Below are 17,702 nucleotides of genomic sequence, written 5' to 3' on the forward strand. Positions count from 1 at the left end.
CCTCCAGGTACGCAAAAGGCGCACGACGGGAAAGCGCTAGAGCATGCAGGACACGCAGCCCTCGACCTCGGTGCCCTCGAGAGCCATCTGCCGCAGACGGATGTAGTACAGCGTCTTGATGCCCTTGCGCCATGCGTAGATCTGCGCGCGGTTGATGTCGCGAGTGGTGGCGGTGTCCTTGAAGAACAGGGTCAACGAAAGACCCTGATCGACGTGTTGCGTTGCAGCAGCGTAGGTGTCGATGATCTTCTCGTAACCGATCTCGTATGCGTCCTGGTAGTAGTCCAGGTTGTCGTTGTCGAGATACGGTGCCGGGTAGTAGACGCGGCCGATCTTGCCTTCCTTGCGAATCTCGATCTTCGACGCCACCGGGTGGATCGACGAGGTGGAGTTGTTGATGTACGAGATCGAACCCGTCGGTGGCACGGCCTGCAGGTTCTGGTTGTAGATGCCGTGCTCTTGCACCGAGGCCTTCAACGCAGTCCAGTCGGCCTGTGTCGGGATGGCGACGCCGGAATCGGCGAACAGCTTGGCCACCTTGGGTGTTGCCGGCTCCCAGACCTGATCGATGTACTTGTCGAAGAACTCACCCGATGCGTACTTGGAGTCGGGGAAGCCCTTGAAGTACTGACCGCGCGCCTTCGCCAGCTGGTTCGATGCCTGGATCGCGTGGAACACGACGGTGTAGAAGTAGATGTTCGTGAAGTCGATGCCCTCGGTCGATCCGTAGTGAATACGCTCGCGCGCGAGGTAGCCGTGCAGGTTCATCTGCCCCAGGCCGATCGCGTGAGAATCGTTGTTGCCCTGCTCGATCGACGGCACAGAGAAGATGTGGGTCTGATCCGAGACCGCAGTCAGACCACGGATGGCCACCGCGATGGTCTTACCGAAATCGGGCGAGTCCATCGTTTTGGCGATGTTGAGCGAGCCCAGGTTGCACGAGATGTCCTTGCCGACATGGCTGTACGAGAGATCGTCGTTGAACGTCGACGGCGTCGAGACCTGAAGGATCTCCGAGCACAGGTTCGAGTGAGTGATCTTGCCCTTCACCGGGTTCGCGCGATTGACGGTGTCCTCGTACATGATGTACGGATAGCCGGACTCGAATTGCAGTTCGGCCAGAGTCTGGAAGAACTCGCGCGACTTGATCTTGGTCTTGCGGATCCGCTTGTCGTCGACCATCTCGTAGTACTTCTCGGAGACGTTGATGTCTGCGAACGGCACGCCGTAGATGCGCTCGACGTCGTACGGCGAGAACAGGTACATGTCCTCGTTCTTCTTGGCCAGCTCGAACGTGATGTCCGGGATGACGATCCCGAGCGAGAGCGTCTTGATGCGGATCTTCTCGTCCGCGTTCTCACGCTTGGTGTCGAGGAACTTGTAGACGTCGGGGTGGTGCGCGTGCAGGTACACCGCGCCCGCACCTTGACGGGCACCGAGCTGGTTGGCGTACGAGAACGAATCCTCGAGCAACTTCATGATCGGGATGACACCCGAGGACTGGTTCTCGATGCGCTTGATCGGAGCCCCGGATTCGCGAATGTTGCTCAGCAACAGTGCAACTCCGCCGCCGCGCTTGGACAGCTGCAGCGCGGAGTTGATCGACCGACCGATGGACTCCATGTTGTCCTCGATACGCAGCAGGAAGCAGGACACGGGCTCGCCGCGCTGCTTCTTACCGGAGTTGAGGAAGGTGGGCGTCGCGGGTTGGAACCGGCCGGCGATGATCTCGTCGACGAGATCGGTGGCCAGCGCCTCGTCTCCGGCCGCGAGCGTCAGGGCCACCATGCAGACGCGGTCCTCGAAGCGCTCGAGGTAACGCTTGCCGTCGAATGTCTTGAGCGTGTAGGAGGTGTAGTACTTGAACGCACCGAGGAAGGTGGGGAATCGAAACTTCTTCGAGTACGCGTGGTTGATCAGGAACTTGACGAACTCGCGCGAGTACTGATCCAGCACCTCGGGTTCGTAGTAGTTCTCCTCGACGAGGTAGTCGAGCTTCTCGTCCAGATCGTGGAAGAACACGGTGTTCTGGTTGACGTGCTGCAGGAAGTACTGATTGGCAGCCTCGCGATCCTTCTCGAACTGGATCTCGCCGTTGGGGCCGTAGAGGTTGAGCATCGCATTGAGCGCGTGGTAATCCATGTCGCCGCCGCCGTGGACGGTGGGCGCTGGTGCTGCGTCGGTGATGGTCGGTGCCACGGCGAGTGCTCCTAATGTTGCGTGGTGGGCTAGTGAGTGTGGGCGGCGCGACGAACCTCGCGCTCCCAGAAGTCTTCGAGTCCCTCGCGAACCCGAAGAACGTCCTCCGGGGTACCCATCAACTCGAACCGGTACAGGTACGGGACTGCACATTTCTGCGAGATGACATGTCCCGCGAAACAGAACGAATCACCGAAGTTGGTGTTTCCGGCAGCGATGACCGCTCGAATCAACGACCGATTGTGCTTGTCGTTGAGAAACTTGATCACGCGCTTGGGGACGTAGTTGGTGTCGCGCCCGGTGTAGGTGACCCCTCCCCCGTACGTCGGCACGATGAGAACGTAGGGGGAATCGACACGGAACGTGCCTTCCGGATCACGGAGCGGAATTCGTGTTGCAGGAATGTCCAGTTTCGAGACGAAGCGATGCGTGTTCTCCGAAGCGCTGGAGAAGTACACCAGTGAGTTGGAGGATCGCGGTTCCACGCTCACCGCTCACTTTCTCGCTCTGTTCAAGCGGCGTTCACGGCGAGGGCCTTGATGCGATCCGGGCGGAATCCGGACCAGTGATCCTCACCGGCGACGACGACGGGAGCCTGTAGGTAGCCGAGAGCCATGACGTAGTCGCGGGCCTCGGGGTCCTGGGAGATGTCGACGACGGAGTACTCGATTCCCGCCTTGTCGAGAGCGCGGTAGGTGGCATTGCACTGAACACAGGCAGGCTTGGTGTAAACGGTGATGCTCATGGGTGTCCCTCTTTCCCTTGTCGCCATCGGATGCACCGATGGCGACCGATGTGCTCTGCGTGTGGCACCGAGAACATCCCCCACTCAGGGCGACTTCGACCTGCTCGAACCCGCATTCTCAGGCTCTTCGAGTTGTGGCCTCTCGGTCGGACAAACACTACACCTTGTGTCCGACATCTGCCTACAACACGACATGTTGCGAACAACATTCATGGTATTCGCTGGTCACAGGGTTGCTCACGGGAAAAAATCGCGTCAGTTCGGCGTGTCGTACGTCACAGTCGAGGCATGTTGTCCATCACAACGAGAGTCGACGCACATAGTGACGATCGTCATCGCGGTGAACCGTGCACGACGAGGGCCCCCGGATCATATCCGGGGGCCCTCGTCGTCGATGACGTTCGCGTCAGCGCTGCCGGGCCTTGAACCGCGGCTCCTTCTTGTTGATCACGAACACCGTGCCGCGGCGACGAACCACCTGCGCGCCGGGCTTGTTCTTGAGCGATTTCAGAGAATTTCTCACCTTCATGAGCCGAGACTACATGAAAACGATTCCCGATACCATTTAGGCGTCAGGCGCTGACGAGTTCATTCGAGGCCTTGACCAACTCGGCCACCACATGGCCGATTTCTCCGGACACCTCGGCGTTCTCGCGCGGGTGAGCCGAACCGAATTTGTCGCCGGTGCCGCCGATGGAGAGCTGTACGTCCTCGAGCACCGATCCACCGGCGATACGGACCGCTTTGCTCGCGTCCTCGTGTGCCCACTTGGCCCCGTTGCCACTCGGCGATGCGCTGATGACGACGACCGGCTTGCCGACCATCGCGCCGGCTCCGTAAGGACGCGAGAGCCAGTCGATGGCGTTCTTCAAGACGGCAGGAATGGTGCCGTTGTATTCGGGCGTGACCAACAGCAGGGCCGACGCCTTCTCGGCCGCTGCGCGCAGATCGAGCGCGGCGGCGGGGACGGCCCCCTCCACGTCGACATCCTCGTTGTAGAAGGGGACATCTCCCAGACCGTCGTACACCACGACCTCGGCACCGGAGGGTGCCACGGTGACGGCGGTCTCGGCGATCTGCCTGTTCATCGATTCGGCACGCAAGCTGCCGACGAGAACGAGTACCTGAGCGTCTGACATGAGATCTTCCTTCGAAAGTTCGGATGACGTGATCGTCTGATCGATTCTAACCATGAAAACGGACTGTGGTCCATTTATGTTCCCGCCGGGGTAAGCTGATCACTGTGACCCGCCCCATGCTGCCCATTGCGGGTGAAGACACCGAGCGATGCGACGCAGCACGCAACCGCCGCCTGCTGCTCGATGCCGCAACGGATCTGGTGGCGACCATCGGGGCCGACGCCATCACCATGGACGCGGTGGCGCACCGGGCCGGCGTGGGCAAGGGCACAGTGTTTCGCCGCTTCGGCAACCGGGCCGGGCTGATGCGAGCCTTGCTCGACCACACCGAGCAGAAGTTGCAACACGCCTTCATGTTCGGCGACCCGCCACTGGGCCCCGGTGCCGATCCGGTCGACCGGCTCGTCGCCTTCGGACGGGCGCGCCTCGAATTCGTCAGCACCCAGGGTGAAATACTCCGCGCCGCCGAGACATCGGCCGACGGTCGATACTCCGCCCCGGCGCACATGGTGAACTTCACGCACGTGGTCTCGCTGCTCCGCGCCGCCGGCGTGGACGGAGACATCCCGCTGCTCGCACATTGGCTCCTCACACCACTGGAAGCAACGTTGGTGTTGCACCAATACCGCGATCTCGGAATGACCAAGGAGCGGCTGGCCGACGGCTGGGAAGACTTGGTACGCAGAGCAACTCGCGTCGGCTAGCCCCGCGGATCGACAGTCGGATTCACAGTCTCTCGACTGCGACGGCCGCAGCGTGCAGCGCCTCACCGTAGGAACGGCCGTGTCCGGCAGCGTGAATGGCGAGCGGGTGAAGCTGATGCAGTGGGATGCGCTCGCGCCAACCGCCTCGCAGTGACCGAACGTCGTGGTAACCCTCGATGACCGCGTCCAGTCCCGGACATCCGAACAGGGCCAACATCGCCAGATCGGTCTCGCGATGCCCGCCGTGGGCCGCCGGATCGATCAGCACCACGCCCGCCTCGGTCCAGAACACATTGCCGTTCCACAGATCCCCGTGCAGCCGACTCGGCGGTTCGCCATCGTCGAACTCCCCCGCTGCCACCCGTGCGCAGGCCGATTCGACCGTCGACGCCTCCGCCGCAGTGACGTTCCCGGCATCGACAGCGATGCGCAGAAAAGGCAGGACTCGTTCTGCTGCGTAGAAGGCTCCCCACGTGCGATGCACCGTGCTGCTCATGGGACGGGAGCCGATGAACAGTTGCCCGGGGAACGGTGTCCCGTCGGAGCCTGTCGGCGGGGCACCGAAACCGAGCGCTCCCGCAGCGTGCACGCCTGCCAGCTCTCGCCCGAATCTCTCGGCGGCGGAGCGCGTGGGACGGGCCGCAACCAGGCGTTCGAGCTCGATGTACGTCGGTCCGAGCCCGAGCACCCGCACGACCGGCGCACCTGCCTCGCCGAGCCAGCGCAGCCCGGTCGCCTCGGCCGCGAAGAAGTCCGGATGCGCGTCGGGGTCACGTTTGACGAAGATGTCGGAGGGTGCGCTCACGAACACCGACACTACGCACGGCGCGGGTGCGGGCGGCTCCCGTGCACCCGTCATTAGGATGACGTGATGGGACTCATCAACTCGGAACTGCGGACCGGAATCATGCGCGAGCTGGCTGTGCAGTCGACCATCGACCCGGTCACGGAGGTCCGCCGGCGGGTGGATTTCCTCAAGGACTATCTGACGTCGACGCCGGCCTCCGGATATGTGCTCGGGATCAGCGGCGGACAGGACAGCACACTCACCGGCAAGCTCTGTCAGCAGGCCGCAGCGGAGCTGCGGGCCGACGGTCACGAGGCCGAGTTCGTTGCCGTTCGACTCCCCTACGGCGTGCAGGCCGACGAGGACGATGCGGCCATCGCACTGCGGTTCATCGAACCGGACCGGACGGTCACCGTGAACATCAAGGAAGCGGCCGATGCCGCCGCAGCTGCGACGGCAGACGCGTTGGGCACCGCTGAGGTGCGCGATTTCGTGCGCGGGAACGTCAAGGCCCGGCAGCGAATGGTTGCGCAGTACGCCATCGCAGGCGAGCTCGGCTACGTCGTCGTCGGTACCGACCATGCCGCCGAGGCGCTCACCGGCTTCTTCACCAAATTCGGCGACGGCGGCGTCGACCTGACGCCGCTGACGGGCTTGAGCAAGCGGCAAGGAGCCGCTCTGCTGCGCGAGCTCGGCGCACCGGAGAGCACGTGGCGAAAGGTCCCCACCGCCGATCTCGAAGACGATCGCCCGGCTCTACCGGACGAGGAGGCGCTCGGTGTGACATACGAGCAGATCGACGACTACCTCGAAGGCAGAGAGGTCGCCGACGAGGTGGCCGAGAAGCTGGAGAAGATGTTCATGGCGACCCGTCACAAGCGCGCGGTACCGGTGACGCCGTTCGACGATTGGTGGAAGACCGGCCGCTGAGCGCTGCGGCAGGTGGCTGAACCGAGCGCAGGTCAGCCACCTGCGAACGGCGGCAGGACATCCACTCTGCTGCCGATCGCACGATCGAGATCGCGGGTGAGATCGTCACCGACGAGATACGCCGATACTCGCAGGATCGGCTCCATCGGCGCACCGTGACGCGATCGGATCTCGTCCCGCAGATCCTTCAGAGTTGCCCCGGAAGGCACGGTGATGTACTCGCAGTCGCAGCCCGAGGCATCCACCGCGGCGGCGAAATAGCGCACCTCGACACGGGTCGACGGCACGGCATCGCTCGTCGACTGCAGATCACCCACCGATTGCCCCCATACTGCGAGCGGGCGGAACGAAGCCCTCGGCGTCGATGCCGTGGCCCGCCCACTTGTTCCACATCGCTCCGCGCCACACGTCGGCCAACTCGTCATCGGTGGCACCGCCGCGAAGTGCTGCGCGCAGATCGGTCTCGTCGTCACTGAACAGGCACGACCGAATGGTCCCTTCGGCGGTGACCCTCGTTCGGTCGCAGTCCCCGCAGAACGAGCGCGTCACCGACGCGATGATGCCGACTGTGGCGTCCGTACCGTCGACGCTCCACTCCTCGGCGGGCGCGGACGGATCCGCGCGACCCACGGAGCGCAACTCGAACGCCGTCGACAACTCGTCGATCAGAGTCTGGGCGTCGATCATGTTGTTGCGGGCCCATTCGTGATCCGCGTCGAGCGGCATCTGCTCGATGAAGCGAAGCGCCACCCCTTCGTCGAGACACCACCGCAGCAGATCGACTGCCCCGGACAACGTGTCGTGCATCAGAACTGCGTTCACCTTGACCGGCCCGATGCCTGCTCGCTTGGCTGCTCGGATGCCTGCGAGCACCGAGGGCAACCGGTCTCGACGGGTCAATCGCGCGAAATCCGCCCGGTCGACCGAATCCAGAGAGACGTTGACCCGGGTCAACCCGGCGTCGGCCAGGGAGCTCGCCCGATGCTCGAGTCCGACCGCGTTGGTCGTCATCGACAGTGGCACGCCTGCCGCCGCATCGGAGCACAACCGCAGGATCTCGTCCAGGTCGCGGCGCATGAGCGGCTCGCCTCCGGTGAAACGCACGTCGCGGATACCCAGCAGACGCACCGACACCGAGACCACGCGGGCAATTTCGGCAGGGGTGAGAAGGTTCGCTGCAGGAATTGCCGGAAGACCCTCCTCCGGCATGCAGTAGGTGCAGCGAAGCGAACACTTCTCGGTGATGGAGATACGTAGATCTCGTGCGACGCGCCCGAAGCGGTCGATCAGATGGGGTACGTCCGGTCGATCCTCCACGGAATTCGCCTGCCCGGGCGAACTGCCGCGCGCAGTTCCCCCGATCACCGGGATTCCGAGCGAGGTGACACTGTCCACCGTCACCTCGTACCTCGCCTTCGTCGATCTCGATCACGCCTGCCGTGAACCTGTCTACCCAGTATGCCGCAGCCCACACTCGACGGTCTGATCGGCGTGCTTAGGATGGTCACCCATGACGGCTCAGCACACCTGCGCGATCACCGGACCTGCGCAGTGAGCGCCACTTCCGTCGAGGAGCACGCCGCGGCCGTCGAGGCTCTGCTCGCGGCACTGGCGACCAGACCTGCGCAGCGCATTCCGCTGGCCGAGGCACTGGGTCGAGTCTGCTTCGAGGACGTACGTTCGCCGGTCGATCTGCCCCTGTTCCGCAATTCGCAGATGGACGGTTACGCAGTCGATTCACGTTCGGTGAGCACGACTCCGGTGACTCTCCCGGTCTCGACCGTCATCGCGGCGGGGCCGGCGGCATCGGCCGTGCTGGCCTCGGGTAGCGCGGCGAAGATCATGACCGGCGCACCGATTCCCGAGGGAGCCGACGCCATCGTCCCCGTCGAGGACACCACGGTGACCACCGAGGGCTCGGTGACGATCGAACGAGGCCGCGCCCCAGGTGAATTCGTTCGCGAACAGGGCAGCGACGTTCGCATCGGAACAGTGCTGGTCGAGGCGGGTCGAGTGCTCGAACCCCGGCACATCTCGGTGCTCGCGGCCGTCGGCTACGCCGAGGTCGACGTCCGCTCACGCCCGCGAGTGGCTGTGGTGACCACCGGTGCAGAACTCGTCGATGCCGGATCGACGCTCACCCCCGGCCAGATCTACGACTCGAACGGCATCACTCTGGCCGCGCATCTGCGAGCCAGTGGTGCCGAGGTGGTCATGGTCGCGCGCAGCTCGGACGATCCGAGCCGATTTCGACAGGTTCTCGACGAGGCAACACAGTCGGCGGAGCTGATCATCACCTCCGGCGGAGTCTCGATGGGCGACTTCGAGGTGGTCAAGGACGTGCTGCGCCCACTGGGCGGCACCTTCGGTTCGGTCCGCATGCAACCGGGCGGGCCGCAGGGCATGACGATGTTCGACGGCGTTCCTGTCCTCAGCTTCCCCGGCAACCCCGTCAGCACGGTTGTCTCGTACATCATGTTCGCGCGCAACATCGTTCGCAGGGCCGCAGGCCTACCTCCGATATCGTCCGGTACGGCGCTGCTGCACGACGCGATCGTGTCCCCTCCGGGCAGACGACAGTTGCTGCGCGGCAGGCTACGCGACGACGGACGAGTCGAGCTCGTGGCGGGCCCGGGCTCTCATTTGGTCGCTGCACTGGCCTGGGCCGATGTTCTGATCGACATCGACTCCGAGACAACCGAACTCGCGGCGGGATCCAACGTGGAAGTATGGCCACTGTGACCACCGATGCCTCGCACTCCCACCTGTCCCATCTCGACGATCAGGGCCGCGCTCGCATGGTCGATGTTGCACACAAGAAGCAGACCTCCCGAACGGCCGTCGCTGCCGGGGAGTTCGTCACCACCGCCGAGGTCATCGCGCTCGTGCGCGCAGACGATATGCCCAAGGCCGATGTCCTGGCCACAGCGCGCATCGCGGGCATCTCGGCGGCGAAGCGAACCTCGGAGCTGATTCCTCTGTGTCATCAGCTTGCGCTCTCCTCGGTGAAGATCTCGTTCGGATTCACCGACTCGACCATCACGGTCGAGGCCACAGCGCGCACCACCGGCCGCACCGGAGTGGAGATGGAGGCACTGACGGCCGTCGCGGTGGCCGGGCTGACCTTGCACGACATGGTCAAGGCAGTCGACCCTGCCGCAACGATGAACGGCGTTCGGCTGATCACCAAGGACGGCGGCAAACACGGCCATTGGCAGCGCGATCAGGAGCAGGGCTTCGCTCCTGAGTCGGCCGCACCGAGGGCGGAGTCGGCACGATCGGCAACGGTGTTGGTGGCTTCCACCGGTGGCGCGCGGGGAACACGACCGGACACCACCGGCCCGGCGATCGCCGGCTGGTTGACCGATCGAGGCTTCACCGTGCGGGGGCCGCTGGTGTACGCCGATGCCGATATCGCGGCCGGACTGCAGGACTCGCTACGCGGGGAACCGTCGTTGATCATCAGCACCGGAGGCACCGGAGTCTCCCCGACCGACGCGACGCCGGAGGCCACGGCAGCGCTCCTCGATACGGACATGCCCGGAATCGCCGACGCGATCCGGACCCGCGGAACATCTGCGACGCCGCACGCGGTGCTCAGCCGAGGTGTGTCGGGGCTGATCGGACGCACGCTGATCGTCAATCTGCCGGGTTCGCCCGGCGGCGTCAAGGACGGTCTCGCCGTACTCGATCCATTGCTGGACCATGTGTTGGCCCAGATCGCCGGAGGAGGACCCCACGATGAGTGAGCTCGTTGCACGAATTTCCAGTGAACCACTCAGTAGCGCCGAAGTAGAAGCGGCAGTGCAGGATTCACGTCACGGCGCGGTTGTGCTGTTCAGCGGGATCGTGCGTGATCACGACGAGGGCCACGCCGTCGAGACCCTCGAATACCGCGCCCACCCCGACGCGGAGCGCTTCTTGAGCCGATGCTGCGCGGAGGTCTCGGCCGAGACCGGTCTCACCGTGGCGGCGGTACACCGTGTCGGCGACCTGCGGGTCGGCGATCTCGCCCTCGTCGCTGCCGTCGGTTCGGCTCACCGCGCCGAGGCCTTCGCGGCCTGCGCCCGTCTGGTCGAGCGCATCAAGGCCGAGGTTCCGATCTGGAAGCGGCAGGGATTCGAGGGCGGACGTACCGAGTGGGTCGGACTGTAGGAGCTACGCCGTGTCGAGGTAGCGATGGACCGGGAGCATCGACGAGGCATCGCAGCGCTCGGCCGGTTCCCGCACGCAGGCCCGCAGCCGTTTCTCCACTACCGATGTGTCGAGTTCGGTACCGATCAGCACCAGCGAGGTCTGTTCGGTCTCACCCCTCGACCACGACGTCGCTTCGAGCCGAATGTGGCGGCCCACGGTATGGACGATGAATTTCTGCATGTAGCCCGGTATCGCGAAGTACACGACACCTTTGATGCGGTAGAGATTTCCCGAGGGATTCTCCAGGAACTCGATCAACCGTCGCGGTTCGATCGGATCTGTGGTCACGAACTCGGTGTGCGAGTACTGCGCGTGTAGGTGGTGGTCGCAGTCGTGGTGTTCGTCGTCATGCTCGGAATGCTGCTGACGGAGGAGCTCGTCGAGTGACAATTGCACGGCGATCGTCGACTCGACAGCACGATCCTCACGACGGTCGAACAGCAACAGTGGGTCCACCCGACCGAAGGCGACCGGTACGACGGGCACCTCACCTACAACGCCGCGCACCGTGGACTCGAGTTCGGAGCGTTCGGATGCCGAGACGGCGTCGGACTTGTTCAACACCACGAGGTCGGCCAACTGCAGGTGCTGGTCGATTTCGGGGTGCAGTACACGGGTCTGTGGGAACTCCACGGCGTCGACCACTCCGACGAGCCCGCCGTAGACGATGAACTCGTTCTCGCTGCCGCGCACCATTCGAATCAGGTTGCGGGGTTCGGCCAGCCCACTTGCCTCCACCACGATCACGTCGATGCTCGAACGCCGATGTGCGAGCGCATCGAACATCGCATCCATGTCGTCGAGATCGACCGCGCAGCAGATGCATCCGTTGCCGAGCGAGATCATCGAATCGACCTGCCCTGCCACCAGCATGGAATCGATGTTGATGGCCCCGAAGTCGTTCACCACGACGCCGATTCGAATCCCGGCGTCGTTGCGCAGCAGGTGATTGAGCAGAGTCGTCTTCCCGGCGCCGAGGAAGCCCGCGATGATCACCACCGGGATTCGTCGACGCGTCACGGCGTCCGAGCCTACCGGTCGGCGAGCATCTGCTTCAGCAGGCCTTGCGCGAAGTTCGACACACTGGCGACGTTGTCCTGGGTCACCAGCGAGGCCAAACCGTCGACCCCGAAGGAGTCGATGTACGGAGAGACGCTCTCGAGCAATCGCGACAACGCACTACGGCCCTCGACGGCAGTCCCCGCTCCTGTGGGCGAGGATGTCGCCGGTGCCGGGGTGTCGGTGCTCGTCGTACCGGCCGGTGCAGCTGCCGGGCTCGCTGCGGTCGTAGCGGACGTCTCGGCACCGAGCAGGTAATCGATGATCCCGGTCGATATCGCGATCGCGTGCTCGAGCTGGCCTTCCGAGCTTTCCAGAAGTGCCGCATCGTCCGGGTTCGATCCGTTGCCCATTTCCACGAAGACGAGGGGCACCGTGGTCAACGCCGGGCCGGCGACATCGGATCGCTCCTGAATTCCGTCGTCGACGCCTGCGTAGTTGGCCGGATCGAATCCGGCACGCACGTACGAATCTCGCATCAGCTTCGAAGCCGTGCGCCCACCTCCGGACTGGGCTGCATCGGCCGCCGCGTTCGGAATCGGTAGCGTCGGAACGATCAGATGAAATCCGTGCTTACCGGTATCGGTTGTGGTGCTCGTGGAATCCGCGTGGATGCTCACGGCGAGATCGGCCCCGGACTCGCTCGCAGCGCGTGCTCTGTCGTCGACGCATCCGCCCCACCCGGTGTCGTCCGCTCGGCTCGTCTTCACCGTCGCACCCAGACTTTCCAGGCTGGATCGAACCAGTTCACTGACTTTCCAGTTGATGGTGTGCTCGGGCACGCCGTCCAGTGTGGTCATGCCGGTGGTCTGACAGTCCTTGGTTCCGCCGCGGCCATCGTCGACCTGACGCTGCAGATTCTCCGAATGCCCGGTGCCTTGGTGGCCGGGGTCGAGAAAGACGGTCTTACCCGACAATTCGCTTCCGGCCGCGGCCGATGGACTATCCGTGGCAGGTGCCGCCCCGGCCGGTGCGGATACCAGGATGCCCGCGCCGAGAATTCCGGCACACATCAGTGCTGTCGTTGCAGACCTGGAGATTCGTGCTGATTTCATACAGTCCTTTGGCACCCCGTGACGCTGGCGGGCGCTACTCCCCTCTCGACCCTCGTATGCCACTGATCGGACGTGTCACCGAACTCACGGGACATCAGACGTCACAGCAGACACTTGCGCCTCAAGTGAAGCAGAGATTGCAGATCGAACGCAGCGGTCCATCTTTCGTTAGCGAAACGACTGCGTTTCGTAACCGGTTCGTTGCCGAACAGCGTCGGTAATCCCATCGAAAACGAACCAGCGTCAGGACGGCAAAAGAAATGCAAACCGGTCAGTTCGTCCGTCCATTCGAGAAAAGACAAGTATCCCGACGCGTCGATTGCTACTCGCGCACAACTCTCCGGATTCGGTGAACGATCGATCCGATTCCGCGGCAATTCTGCGAATCGAGTAACAATCCCCCGGCCTGCATGGATAAACACTTTGTCGGGCCGTATAGTCGGGTCCGTTCGATCTGGACATCCCCGCATCATTCCCTGCATCATTGGAGAGTTTCAGCATGGCCAGAAAAGTCTATGTGCAACTAGTCGACGACATCGACGAAAAACCGATCGAATCCGGTGGCGAACACATAACCTATTCGGTCAACGGAGTCAGCTACGAAATCGACCTGAGCGACAAGAACGCCAAGGAGTTTCACCGCAAGCTCGACTATTACATCGAACACTCCACCAAGCTCGGTGGAAAGCGGACGAAGAAGTCGGGTGCCTCGGCGGCCGGCGCAAAGCGCGACGCGAATCAGACCAAGGCCATCAGAGAATGGGCGAAGGCGAACGGCCACACCATTTCCGCGCGCGGGCGAATCCCCGCAGAGGTGGAGCAGGCTTTCGACGCGGCGCACTGACGCGTAGACACAGACGCTACAACGAAAAAAGCGCCGCTCGAGAGCGGCGCTTTTTTCGTGACTTCCACGGATGGTCGACCACGCAGATCAATTCGGTCGAGCCAGTCCATCGGTGGAGCTTGAACATCGGTGGAGCTCTTACATCGGTGGAGCTAAGGGGACTCGAACCCCTGACCCCCACACTGCCAGTGTGGTGCGCTACCAGCTGCGCCATAGCCCCGAGTTACTGCATGCTCCCGCTCATGCGGTTGCTCGAACGAAGTTACACCATCGGTCGCAGCAGCAACAAATCACCTGGTGCGGACGGTTCGAAGACCTCGCGACCGACCGCACCTGCCCGGGTTCTCAGTTGATGTTCGCCAACCACTCCGAGTCACCCAATGCGTCGATCACCTGACCATCCACCAGCACCCCCGGCGTCCCACGCGCACCCGACGCCGCCAGCGCCTCACGTCCGGTGTTCGAGTCCGCTATCGCAGCATCACGCTGCGCGCCGCTGACGATGCACTCCTCCGTCGGATCGCCTGCGCCGTTCGTTCGAGCGAGATCGGCGAGATCTGCGTCACTTCGGTCGGAGTCACCGCCTTCCTCGGGGCGAAATTCCGGGTCGAACAATCCGGCGTGAAAAGCCGAGTACACGCGCGCATTCTCCGATGCCGCCACGCAGTGCGACGCTGCGACAGCACGCGTCGAATAATCACCCGAAGCCGACCGCCCGTCCAGAAAGTTGACCAGGTGGTAATTCACCCCGACAACACCGTCGTCAATTTTCTGAGCCAACTCCTGACCGTGTTTCACTTCCAGATCTCCGCAGAAGGGGCACATCGGGTCCTCGAACACATCGATCACATGTTGCGCTCCTGGACGCGCCAACTGGACCACGCCGTCACCCGGTAAGGACAATTCGACCTCGGGGTTCTTCACGGTCCCGTAGCCGTCGTTGCGGGGCGCGTCGGATCCGCTCTGCCAGCGGATTGCGACCACGATGACGACCACCACCACCAGAAACGCGATGCCGCCCAATACATAGGTCACCGTGTTCGATGTGGCCTGCGGCGTATGTTTCGTGCTCGATATCTTCTTCTGGCTCACACAGCGAATACTACGGTCGCCGCCGTCAGGTGCGCTCGCGCTCGAGGGTGTCCGGAACACGTGACCACCACAACCCGGCCAGCAGAAGCAGTGCCCCCGTGACAGCGAAGGCCGGTCCGAACGAGGACTTCTCCACGATCAACCCCGCCATGATCGGGCCGATGACCGCGCCGACATCGGAGGCCATCTGGAAGACAGCCAATACCGGCCCGCCCCGCGCAGTCGATCCGATCACATCGGCAACCGATGCCTGCTGCGCAGGACTCATCAACCCCGATCCGATTCCGGCGATCAATGTCACAGCAAGAAAGAGCACTGGATCGTGGACGTATCCCATCACCACGGTTCCCAGACCGCACACGGCCAAACCGCCGACCACGAACGGCTTGCGCCCGCGCACATCGGACAACCGACCGGCGCTGGTGAGCACAATTGCATTACCGACCGCGAATACCGTCAGCGCAATACCGACGAACACTTCGGATTGTTGCATCGCTTCGACGACGAACAACGGGACCAGCGCTACTCGAACGCCGAACACCGCCCACCCGTTGGCGAAGTTCGACGCCAATGCGGCTCGATAAGTCGGAATACGCAGCCCGGACCGCAGGGACATCGTCGGCGGGGCCGATCCCTTCTCCGGCCGGACGAGATCGGAATTACCCAGGGTGAAGTACACGACAGCAGCGGCGATCACGAGGGCGATTGCGTAGATGACGAACGGTACCCGCAGACCGAACCCGACCAGCGCGCCGCCGACCAGCGGACCACCGATGGTTCCCAGTAGAAACGCGGTGGCGTAGAGACCGGATATGCGGCCCCTGCTCGTGGGTGGACTGATTCTGATCAGCAATCCCAGGGCCGACACCGAGAACATCGTCGACCCGATTCCGCCGAGCCCGCGAAACACCAGCAGCTGCCAGTACGTCTGGGCCAGAGCGCATGCACCGGTGGACGCCGCGACGATCAGCAGTCCGATCAGATACACCGGCCGTTCACCGAGCTTCTGTACCAAAGATCCGCTCACCGGTGCGAACAACAACCGCATCAACGCGAAAGCACTGATCACGGCAGACGCGGCCGCCACTCCCACCCCGAATTCACGGGCGAACTGCGGCAGAGCAGGAGCGACGATGCCGAATCCGAGGGCGATGACGAACGCCGCCGACACCAACACCCAGATCTCGGGTGGTAGAGCGTTCCCTGACTTCGGTGTCGGCTCGGAGCTCGAACTGTCGTGATCGGGTGTCGGAGTATCGGTCACGAGCTCTCGAGCGCAGAAGACACCAGAGCACGCGCCGCATCCTGCACCTCGGCGAGGTGCTCCGCACCGTGGAACGATTCCGCGTAGATCTTGTACACGTCCTCGGTTCCGGACGGCCGAGCCGCGAACCAGGCGCTGTCCGTGGTCACCTTCAGCCCGCCGAGCGCGGCTCCGTTTCCGGGGGCCTCGGTCAGCGTCGCCGTGATCGATTCGCCGGCCAACTCGGTGGCGGTGATCTGATCGGGCGACAACTTCGCCAGCACCGCCTTCTGCTCGCGAGTCGCGGGTGCGTCGACCCGGGCGTACGAGGGATCGCCGAACCTCGCGGTGAACTCCGCGTAGCGCTGCGACGGCGTCGATCCGGTGACGGCGGTGATCTCGGACGCGAGCAACGCGAGGATGATGCCGTCTTTGTCGGTGGTCCATACTCGGCCGTCGTGCCTGAGGAACGACGCCCCGGCACTTTCCTCACCGCCGAATCCGAGCTCACCGGCGAGCAACCCCGGCACGAACCACTTGAATCCGACCGGTACCTCGAGCAGTCGGCGGCCGAGACCTGCGACGACGCGGTCGATCATCGACGAGCTCACCAGAGTCTTGCCCACCGCCGCCGTCGGAGACCACCGCGGGCGATGAGTGAACAAGTACTCGATGGCAACCGCGAGGTAGTGATTCGGGTTCATCAACCCACCGTCCGGGGTGACGATGCCGTGGCGATCGGAGTCGGCATCGTTACCGGTCGAGATGTCGAATCGATCGCGCGCAGCGATGAGCGAGGCCATGGCGTTCGGCGACGAGCAGTCCATCCTGATCTTGCCGTCCGTATCGAGCGTCATGAAACGGAACGTGCCGTCCACCAAAGGGTTGACCACGGTCAGATCCAGATTGTGCCGCTCGGCGATGGCATCCCAGTAGTCGACACTTGCGCCCCCCAACGGATCGGCACCGATCCGCACGCCGGCCGCGCGGACGGCATCGATATCGAGGACGTTCGGTAGGTCGTCGACGTATGTGCCGAGGAAGTCGTAACGGGACACGCTTCCCGCGAACGCCTGCGCGAGCGTCACCCGCTTGATCCCCGAAATGCCTTCGCGCAGAATCTCATTGGCACGAGAGGCGATCACGGATGTGGCATCGCTGTCCGCTGGGCCGCCGTGCGGCGGATTGTATTTGAATCCGCCGTCTCGCGGCGGATTGTGCGATGGCGTCACCACGATGCCGTCGGCCTTCGCTGCCGGTCCGGACTCGTTGTAACGCAGGATCGCATGGCTGACGGCCGGGGTGGGTGTGTACCGATCTCCGGAATCGACGAGTACGTCGACGTCGTTGGCAGCCAACACCTCCAGAGCCGTCGTCCACGCCGGCTCGGACAACGCGTGAGTGTCTCGACCGATGAACAACGGCCCGGTGATGCCCTGCGCGGAGCGGTACTCCACGATCGCCTGCGTGCTCGCCACGATATGCGCCTCGTTGAAGGCCGAATCCATGCTCGACCCTCGATGCCCGGACGTACCGAAGACCACCTGCTGACTCGGCTCCGACACATCGGGAACACGCGAGTAGTACGCCGTCACAAGCTGGGAGAGATCCACGAGATCCTCCGGCAACGCGGTGGTTCCAGCCCTGTCGTGCGCCACGATGCGCCTCCTCATGTGTGGACGAACCGAATTCGATCGATGAATCGAAC

General features: G+C 63.6%; 19 protein-coding genes and 1 tRNA gene. 6 read left to right on the forward strand and 14 right to left on the reverse strand.

Annotation, left to right across the window (positions count from 1 at the left end):
• Positions 1-36: 36 nt before the first annotated feature.
• The 5 genes from nrdE to ACOQFP_RS02485 form a co-directional block, all read right to left on the reverse strand.
• Positions 37-2,199, reverse strand: coding sequence for a class 1b ribonucleoside-diphosphate reductase subunit alpha (gene nrdE / locus ACOQFP_RS02465; RefSeq protein WP_206489983.1), 2,163 nt, complete (start codon positions 2,197-2,199; stop codon positions 37-39).
• A gap of 29 nt (positions 2,200-2,228) precedes the next feature.
• On the reverse strand, positions 2,229-2,690 hold the full coding sequence (nrdI, locus tag ACOQFP_RS02470; RefSeq protein WP_421583332.1) for a class Ib ribonucleoside-diphosphate reductase assembly flavoprotein NrdI: 462 nt from the start codon (positions 2,688-2,690) through the stop codon (positions 2,229-2,231).
• 20 nt (positions 2,691-2,710) lie between these two features.
• Positions 2,711-2,944 (reverse strand): redoxin NrdH, encoded by a 234-nt coding sequence (locus ACOQFP_RS02475; protein WP_206489981.1) that lies wholly within the window; start codon positions 2,942-2,944, stop codon positions 2,711-2,713.
• Between the two features lie 406 nt (positions 2,945-3,350).
• Positions 3,351-3,473, reverse strand: a complete 123-nt coding sequence (gene ykgO / locus ACOQFP_RS02480; RefSeq protein ID WP_037189801.1) for a type B 50S ribosomal protein L36 — start codon at positions 3,471-3,473, stop codon at positions 3,351-3,353.
• Between the two features lie 43 nt (positions 3,474-3,516).
• Positions 3,517-4,083: an NAD(P)H-dependent oxidoreductase gene (locus tag ACOQFP_RS02485; protein ID WP_421583333.1), complete on the reverse strand. Its 567-nt coding sequence runs from the start codon at positions 4,081-4,083 to the stop codon at positions 3,517-3,519.
• 104 nt (positions 4,084-4,187) lie between these two features.
• Between ACOQFP_RS02485 and ACOQFP_RS02490 the strand changes: the two genes are divergently transcribed.
• Complete coding sequence (locus ACOQFP_RS02490) at positions 4,188-4,787, forward strand: TetR/AcrR family transcriptional regulator (RefSeq protein ID WP_206489978.1); 600 nt, start codon at positions 4,188-4,190, stop codon at positions 4,785-4,787.
• 22 nt (positions 4,788-4,809) lie between these two features.
• On the opposite strand, the gene ACOQFP_RS02495 is transcribed toward ACOQFP_RS02490, so the two are convergent.
• The gene (locus ACOQFP_RS02495; protein WP_421583355.1) at positions 4,810-5,598 is read right to left on the reverse strand and encodes a fructosamine kinase family protein; all 789 of its coding nucleotides are present in this window, start codon (positions 5,596-5,598) and stop codon (positions 4,810-4,812) included.
• A gap of 60 nt (positions 5,599-5,658) precedes the next feature.
• Here ACOQFP_RS02495 and nadE point away from each other — a divergent pair, with 60 nt between their 5' ends.
• Positions 5,659-6,504, forward strand: a complete 846-nt coding sequence (nadE, locus tag ACOQFP_RS02500) for an ammonia-dependent NAD(+) synthetase (RefSeq protein WP_341244710.1) — start codon at positions 5,659-5,661, stop codon at positions 6,502-6,504.
• 32 nt (positions 6,505-6,536) lie between these two features.
• Here the strand turns inward: nadE and ACOQFP_RS02505 are convergent, their stop codons facing one another.
• Positions 6,537-6,821 carry a MoaD/ThiS family protein gene (locus tag ACOQFP_RS02505; protein WP_206489975.1) on the reverse strand — a complete coding sequence of 95 codons (285 nt, stop codon included), beginning with the start codon at positions 6,819-6,821 and terminating at the stop codon, positions 6,537-6,539.
• Entirely contained in the window at positions 6,814-7,869 is a 1,056-nt protein-coding gene (moaA, locus tag ACOQFP_RS02510) for a GTP 3',8-cyclase MoaA (protein ID WP_421583356.1), read from the reverse strand. Before moaA ends, ACOQFP_RS02505 begins: the two co-directional genes overlap by 8 nt.
• Positions 7,870-8,055: 186 nt before the next feature.
• On the opposite strand from moaA, the gene glp reads away from it, so the two are divergent.
• Genes glp through ACOQFP_RS02525 form a run of 3 tightly spaced genes read left to right on the forward strand, consistent with a single transcriptional unit; the run spans position 8,056 to position 10,659 of the window.
• Positions 8,056-9,246 (forward strand): gephyrin-like molybdotransferase Glp, encoded by a 1,191-nt coding sequence (gene glp / locus ACOQFP_RS02515; RefSeq protein ID WP_421583334.1) that lies wholly within the window; start codon positions 8,056-8,058, stop codon positions 9,244-9,246.
• Positions 9,234-10,253 carry a bifunctional molybdenum cofactor biosynthesis protein MoaC/MoaB gene (gene moaCB, locus ACOQFP_RS02520; RefSeq protein WP_421583335.1) on the forward strand — a complete coding sequence of 340 codons (1,020 nt, stop codon included), beginning with the start codon at positions 9,234-9,236 and terminating at the stop codon, positions 10,251-10,253. Before glp ends, moaCB begins: the two co-directional genes overlap by 13 nt.
• Positions 10,246-10,659 (forward strand): molybdenum cofactor biosynthesis protein MoaE, encoded by a 414-nt coding sequence (locus tag ACOQFP_RS02525; protein WP_206489973.1) that lies wholly within the window; start codon positions 10,246-10,248, stop codon positions 10,657-10,659. The genes moaCB and ACOQFP_RS02525 overlap by 8 nt, the downstream gene beginning before the upstream one ends.
• A 3-nt stretch (positions 10,660-10,662) precedes the next feature.
• Here ACOQFP_RS02525 and ACOQFP_RS02530 read toward each other — a convergent pair whose 3' ends face one another.
• On the reverse strand, positions 10,663-11,721 hold the full coding sequence (locus tag ACOQFP_RS02530; protein ID WP_421583336.1) for a CobW family GTP-binding protein: 1,059 nt from the start codon (positions 11,719-11,721) through the stop codon (positions 10,663-10,665).
• 11 nt (positions 11,722-11,732) lie between these two features.
• Positions 11,733-12,815 carry an N-acetylmuramoyl-L-alanine amidase gene (locus tag ACOQFP_RS02535; RefSeq protein ID WP_341244708.1) on the reverse strand — a complete coding sequence of 361 codons (1,083 nt, stop codon included), beginning with the start codon at positions 12,813-12,815 and terminating at the stop codon, positions 11,733-11,735.
• 499 nt (positions 12,816-13,314) lie between these two features.
• Here ACOQFP_RS02535 and ACOQFP_RS02540 point away from each other — a divergent pair, with 499 nt between their 5' ends.
• Entirely contained in the window at positions 13,315-13,659 is a 345-nt protein-coding gene (locus ACOQFP_RS02540; RefSeq protein WP_206489944.1) for a histone-like nucleoid-structuring protein Lsr2, read from the forward strand.
• A 147-nt stretch (positions 13,660-13,806) separates the two neighbouring features.
• Here ACOQFP_RS02540 and ACOQFP_RS02545 read toward each other — a convergent pair.
• From ACOQFP_RS02545 to pgm, 4 genes are all read right to left on the reverse strand, one after another.
• Positions 13,807-13,879: transfer RNA gene (locus tag ACOQFP_RS02545), tRNA-Ala, on the reverse strand.
• Positions 13,880-14,004: 125 nt separating this feature from the next.
• The gene (locus ACOQFP_RS02550; RefSeq protein WP_421583337.1) at positions 14,005-14,751 is read right to left on the reverse strand and encodes a DsbA family protein; all 747 of its coding nucleotides are present in this window, start codon (positions 14,749-14,751) and stop codon (positions 14,005-14,007) included.
• 25 nt (positions 14,752-14,776) lie between these two features.
• The gene (locus ACOQFP_RS02555) at positions 14,777-16,015 is read right to left on the reverse strand and encodes an MFS transporter (RefSeq protein WP_206489910.1); all 1,239 of its coding nucleotides are present in this window, start codon (positions 16,013-16,015) and stop codon (positions 14,777-14,779) included.
• Positions 16,012-17,652 (reverse strand): phosphoglucomutase (alpha-D-glucose-1,6-bisphosphate-dependent), encoded by a 1,641-nt coding sequence (pgm, locus tag ACOQFP_RS02560; protein ID WP_421583338.1) that lies wholly within the window; start codon positions 17,650-17,652, stop codon positions 16,012-16,014. The genes ACOQFP_RS02555 and pgm overlap by 4 nt, the downstream gene beginning before the upstream one ends.
• Positions 17,653-17,702: the final 50 nt, after the last annotated feature.

The organism is Rhodococcus sp. MALMAid1271 (assembly GCF_049195265.1).
GTDB lineage: Bacteria > Actinomycetota > Actinomycetes > Mycobacteriales > Mycobacteriaceae > Rhodococcoides.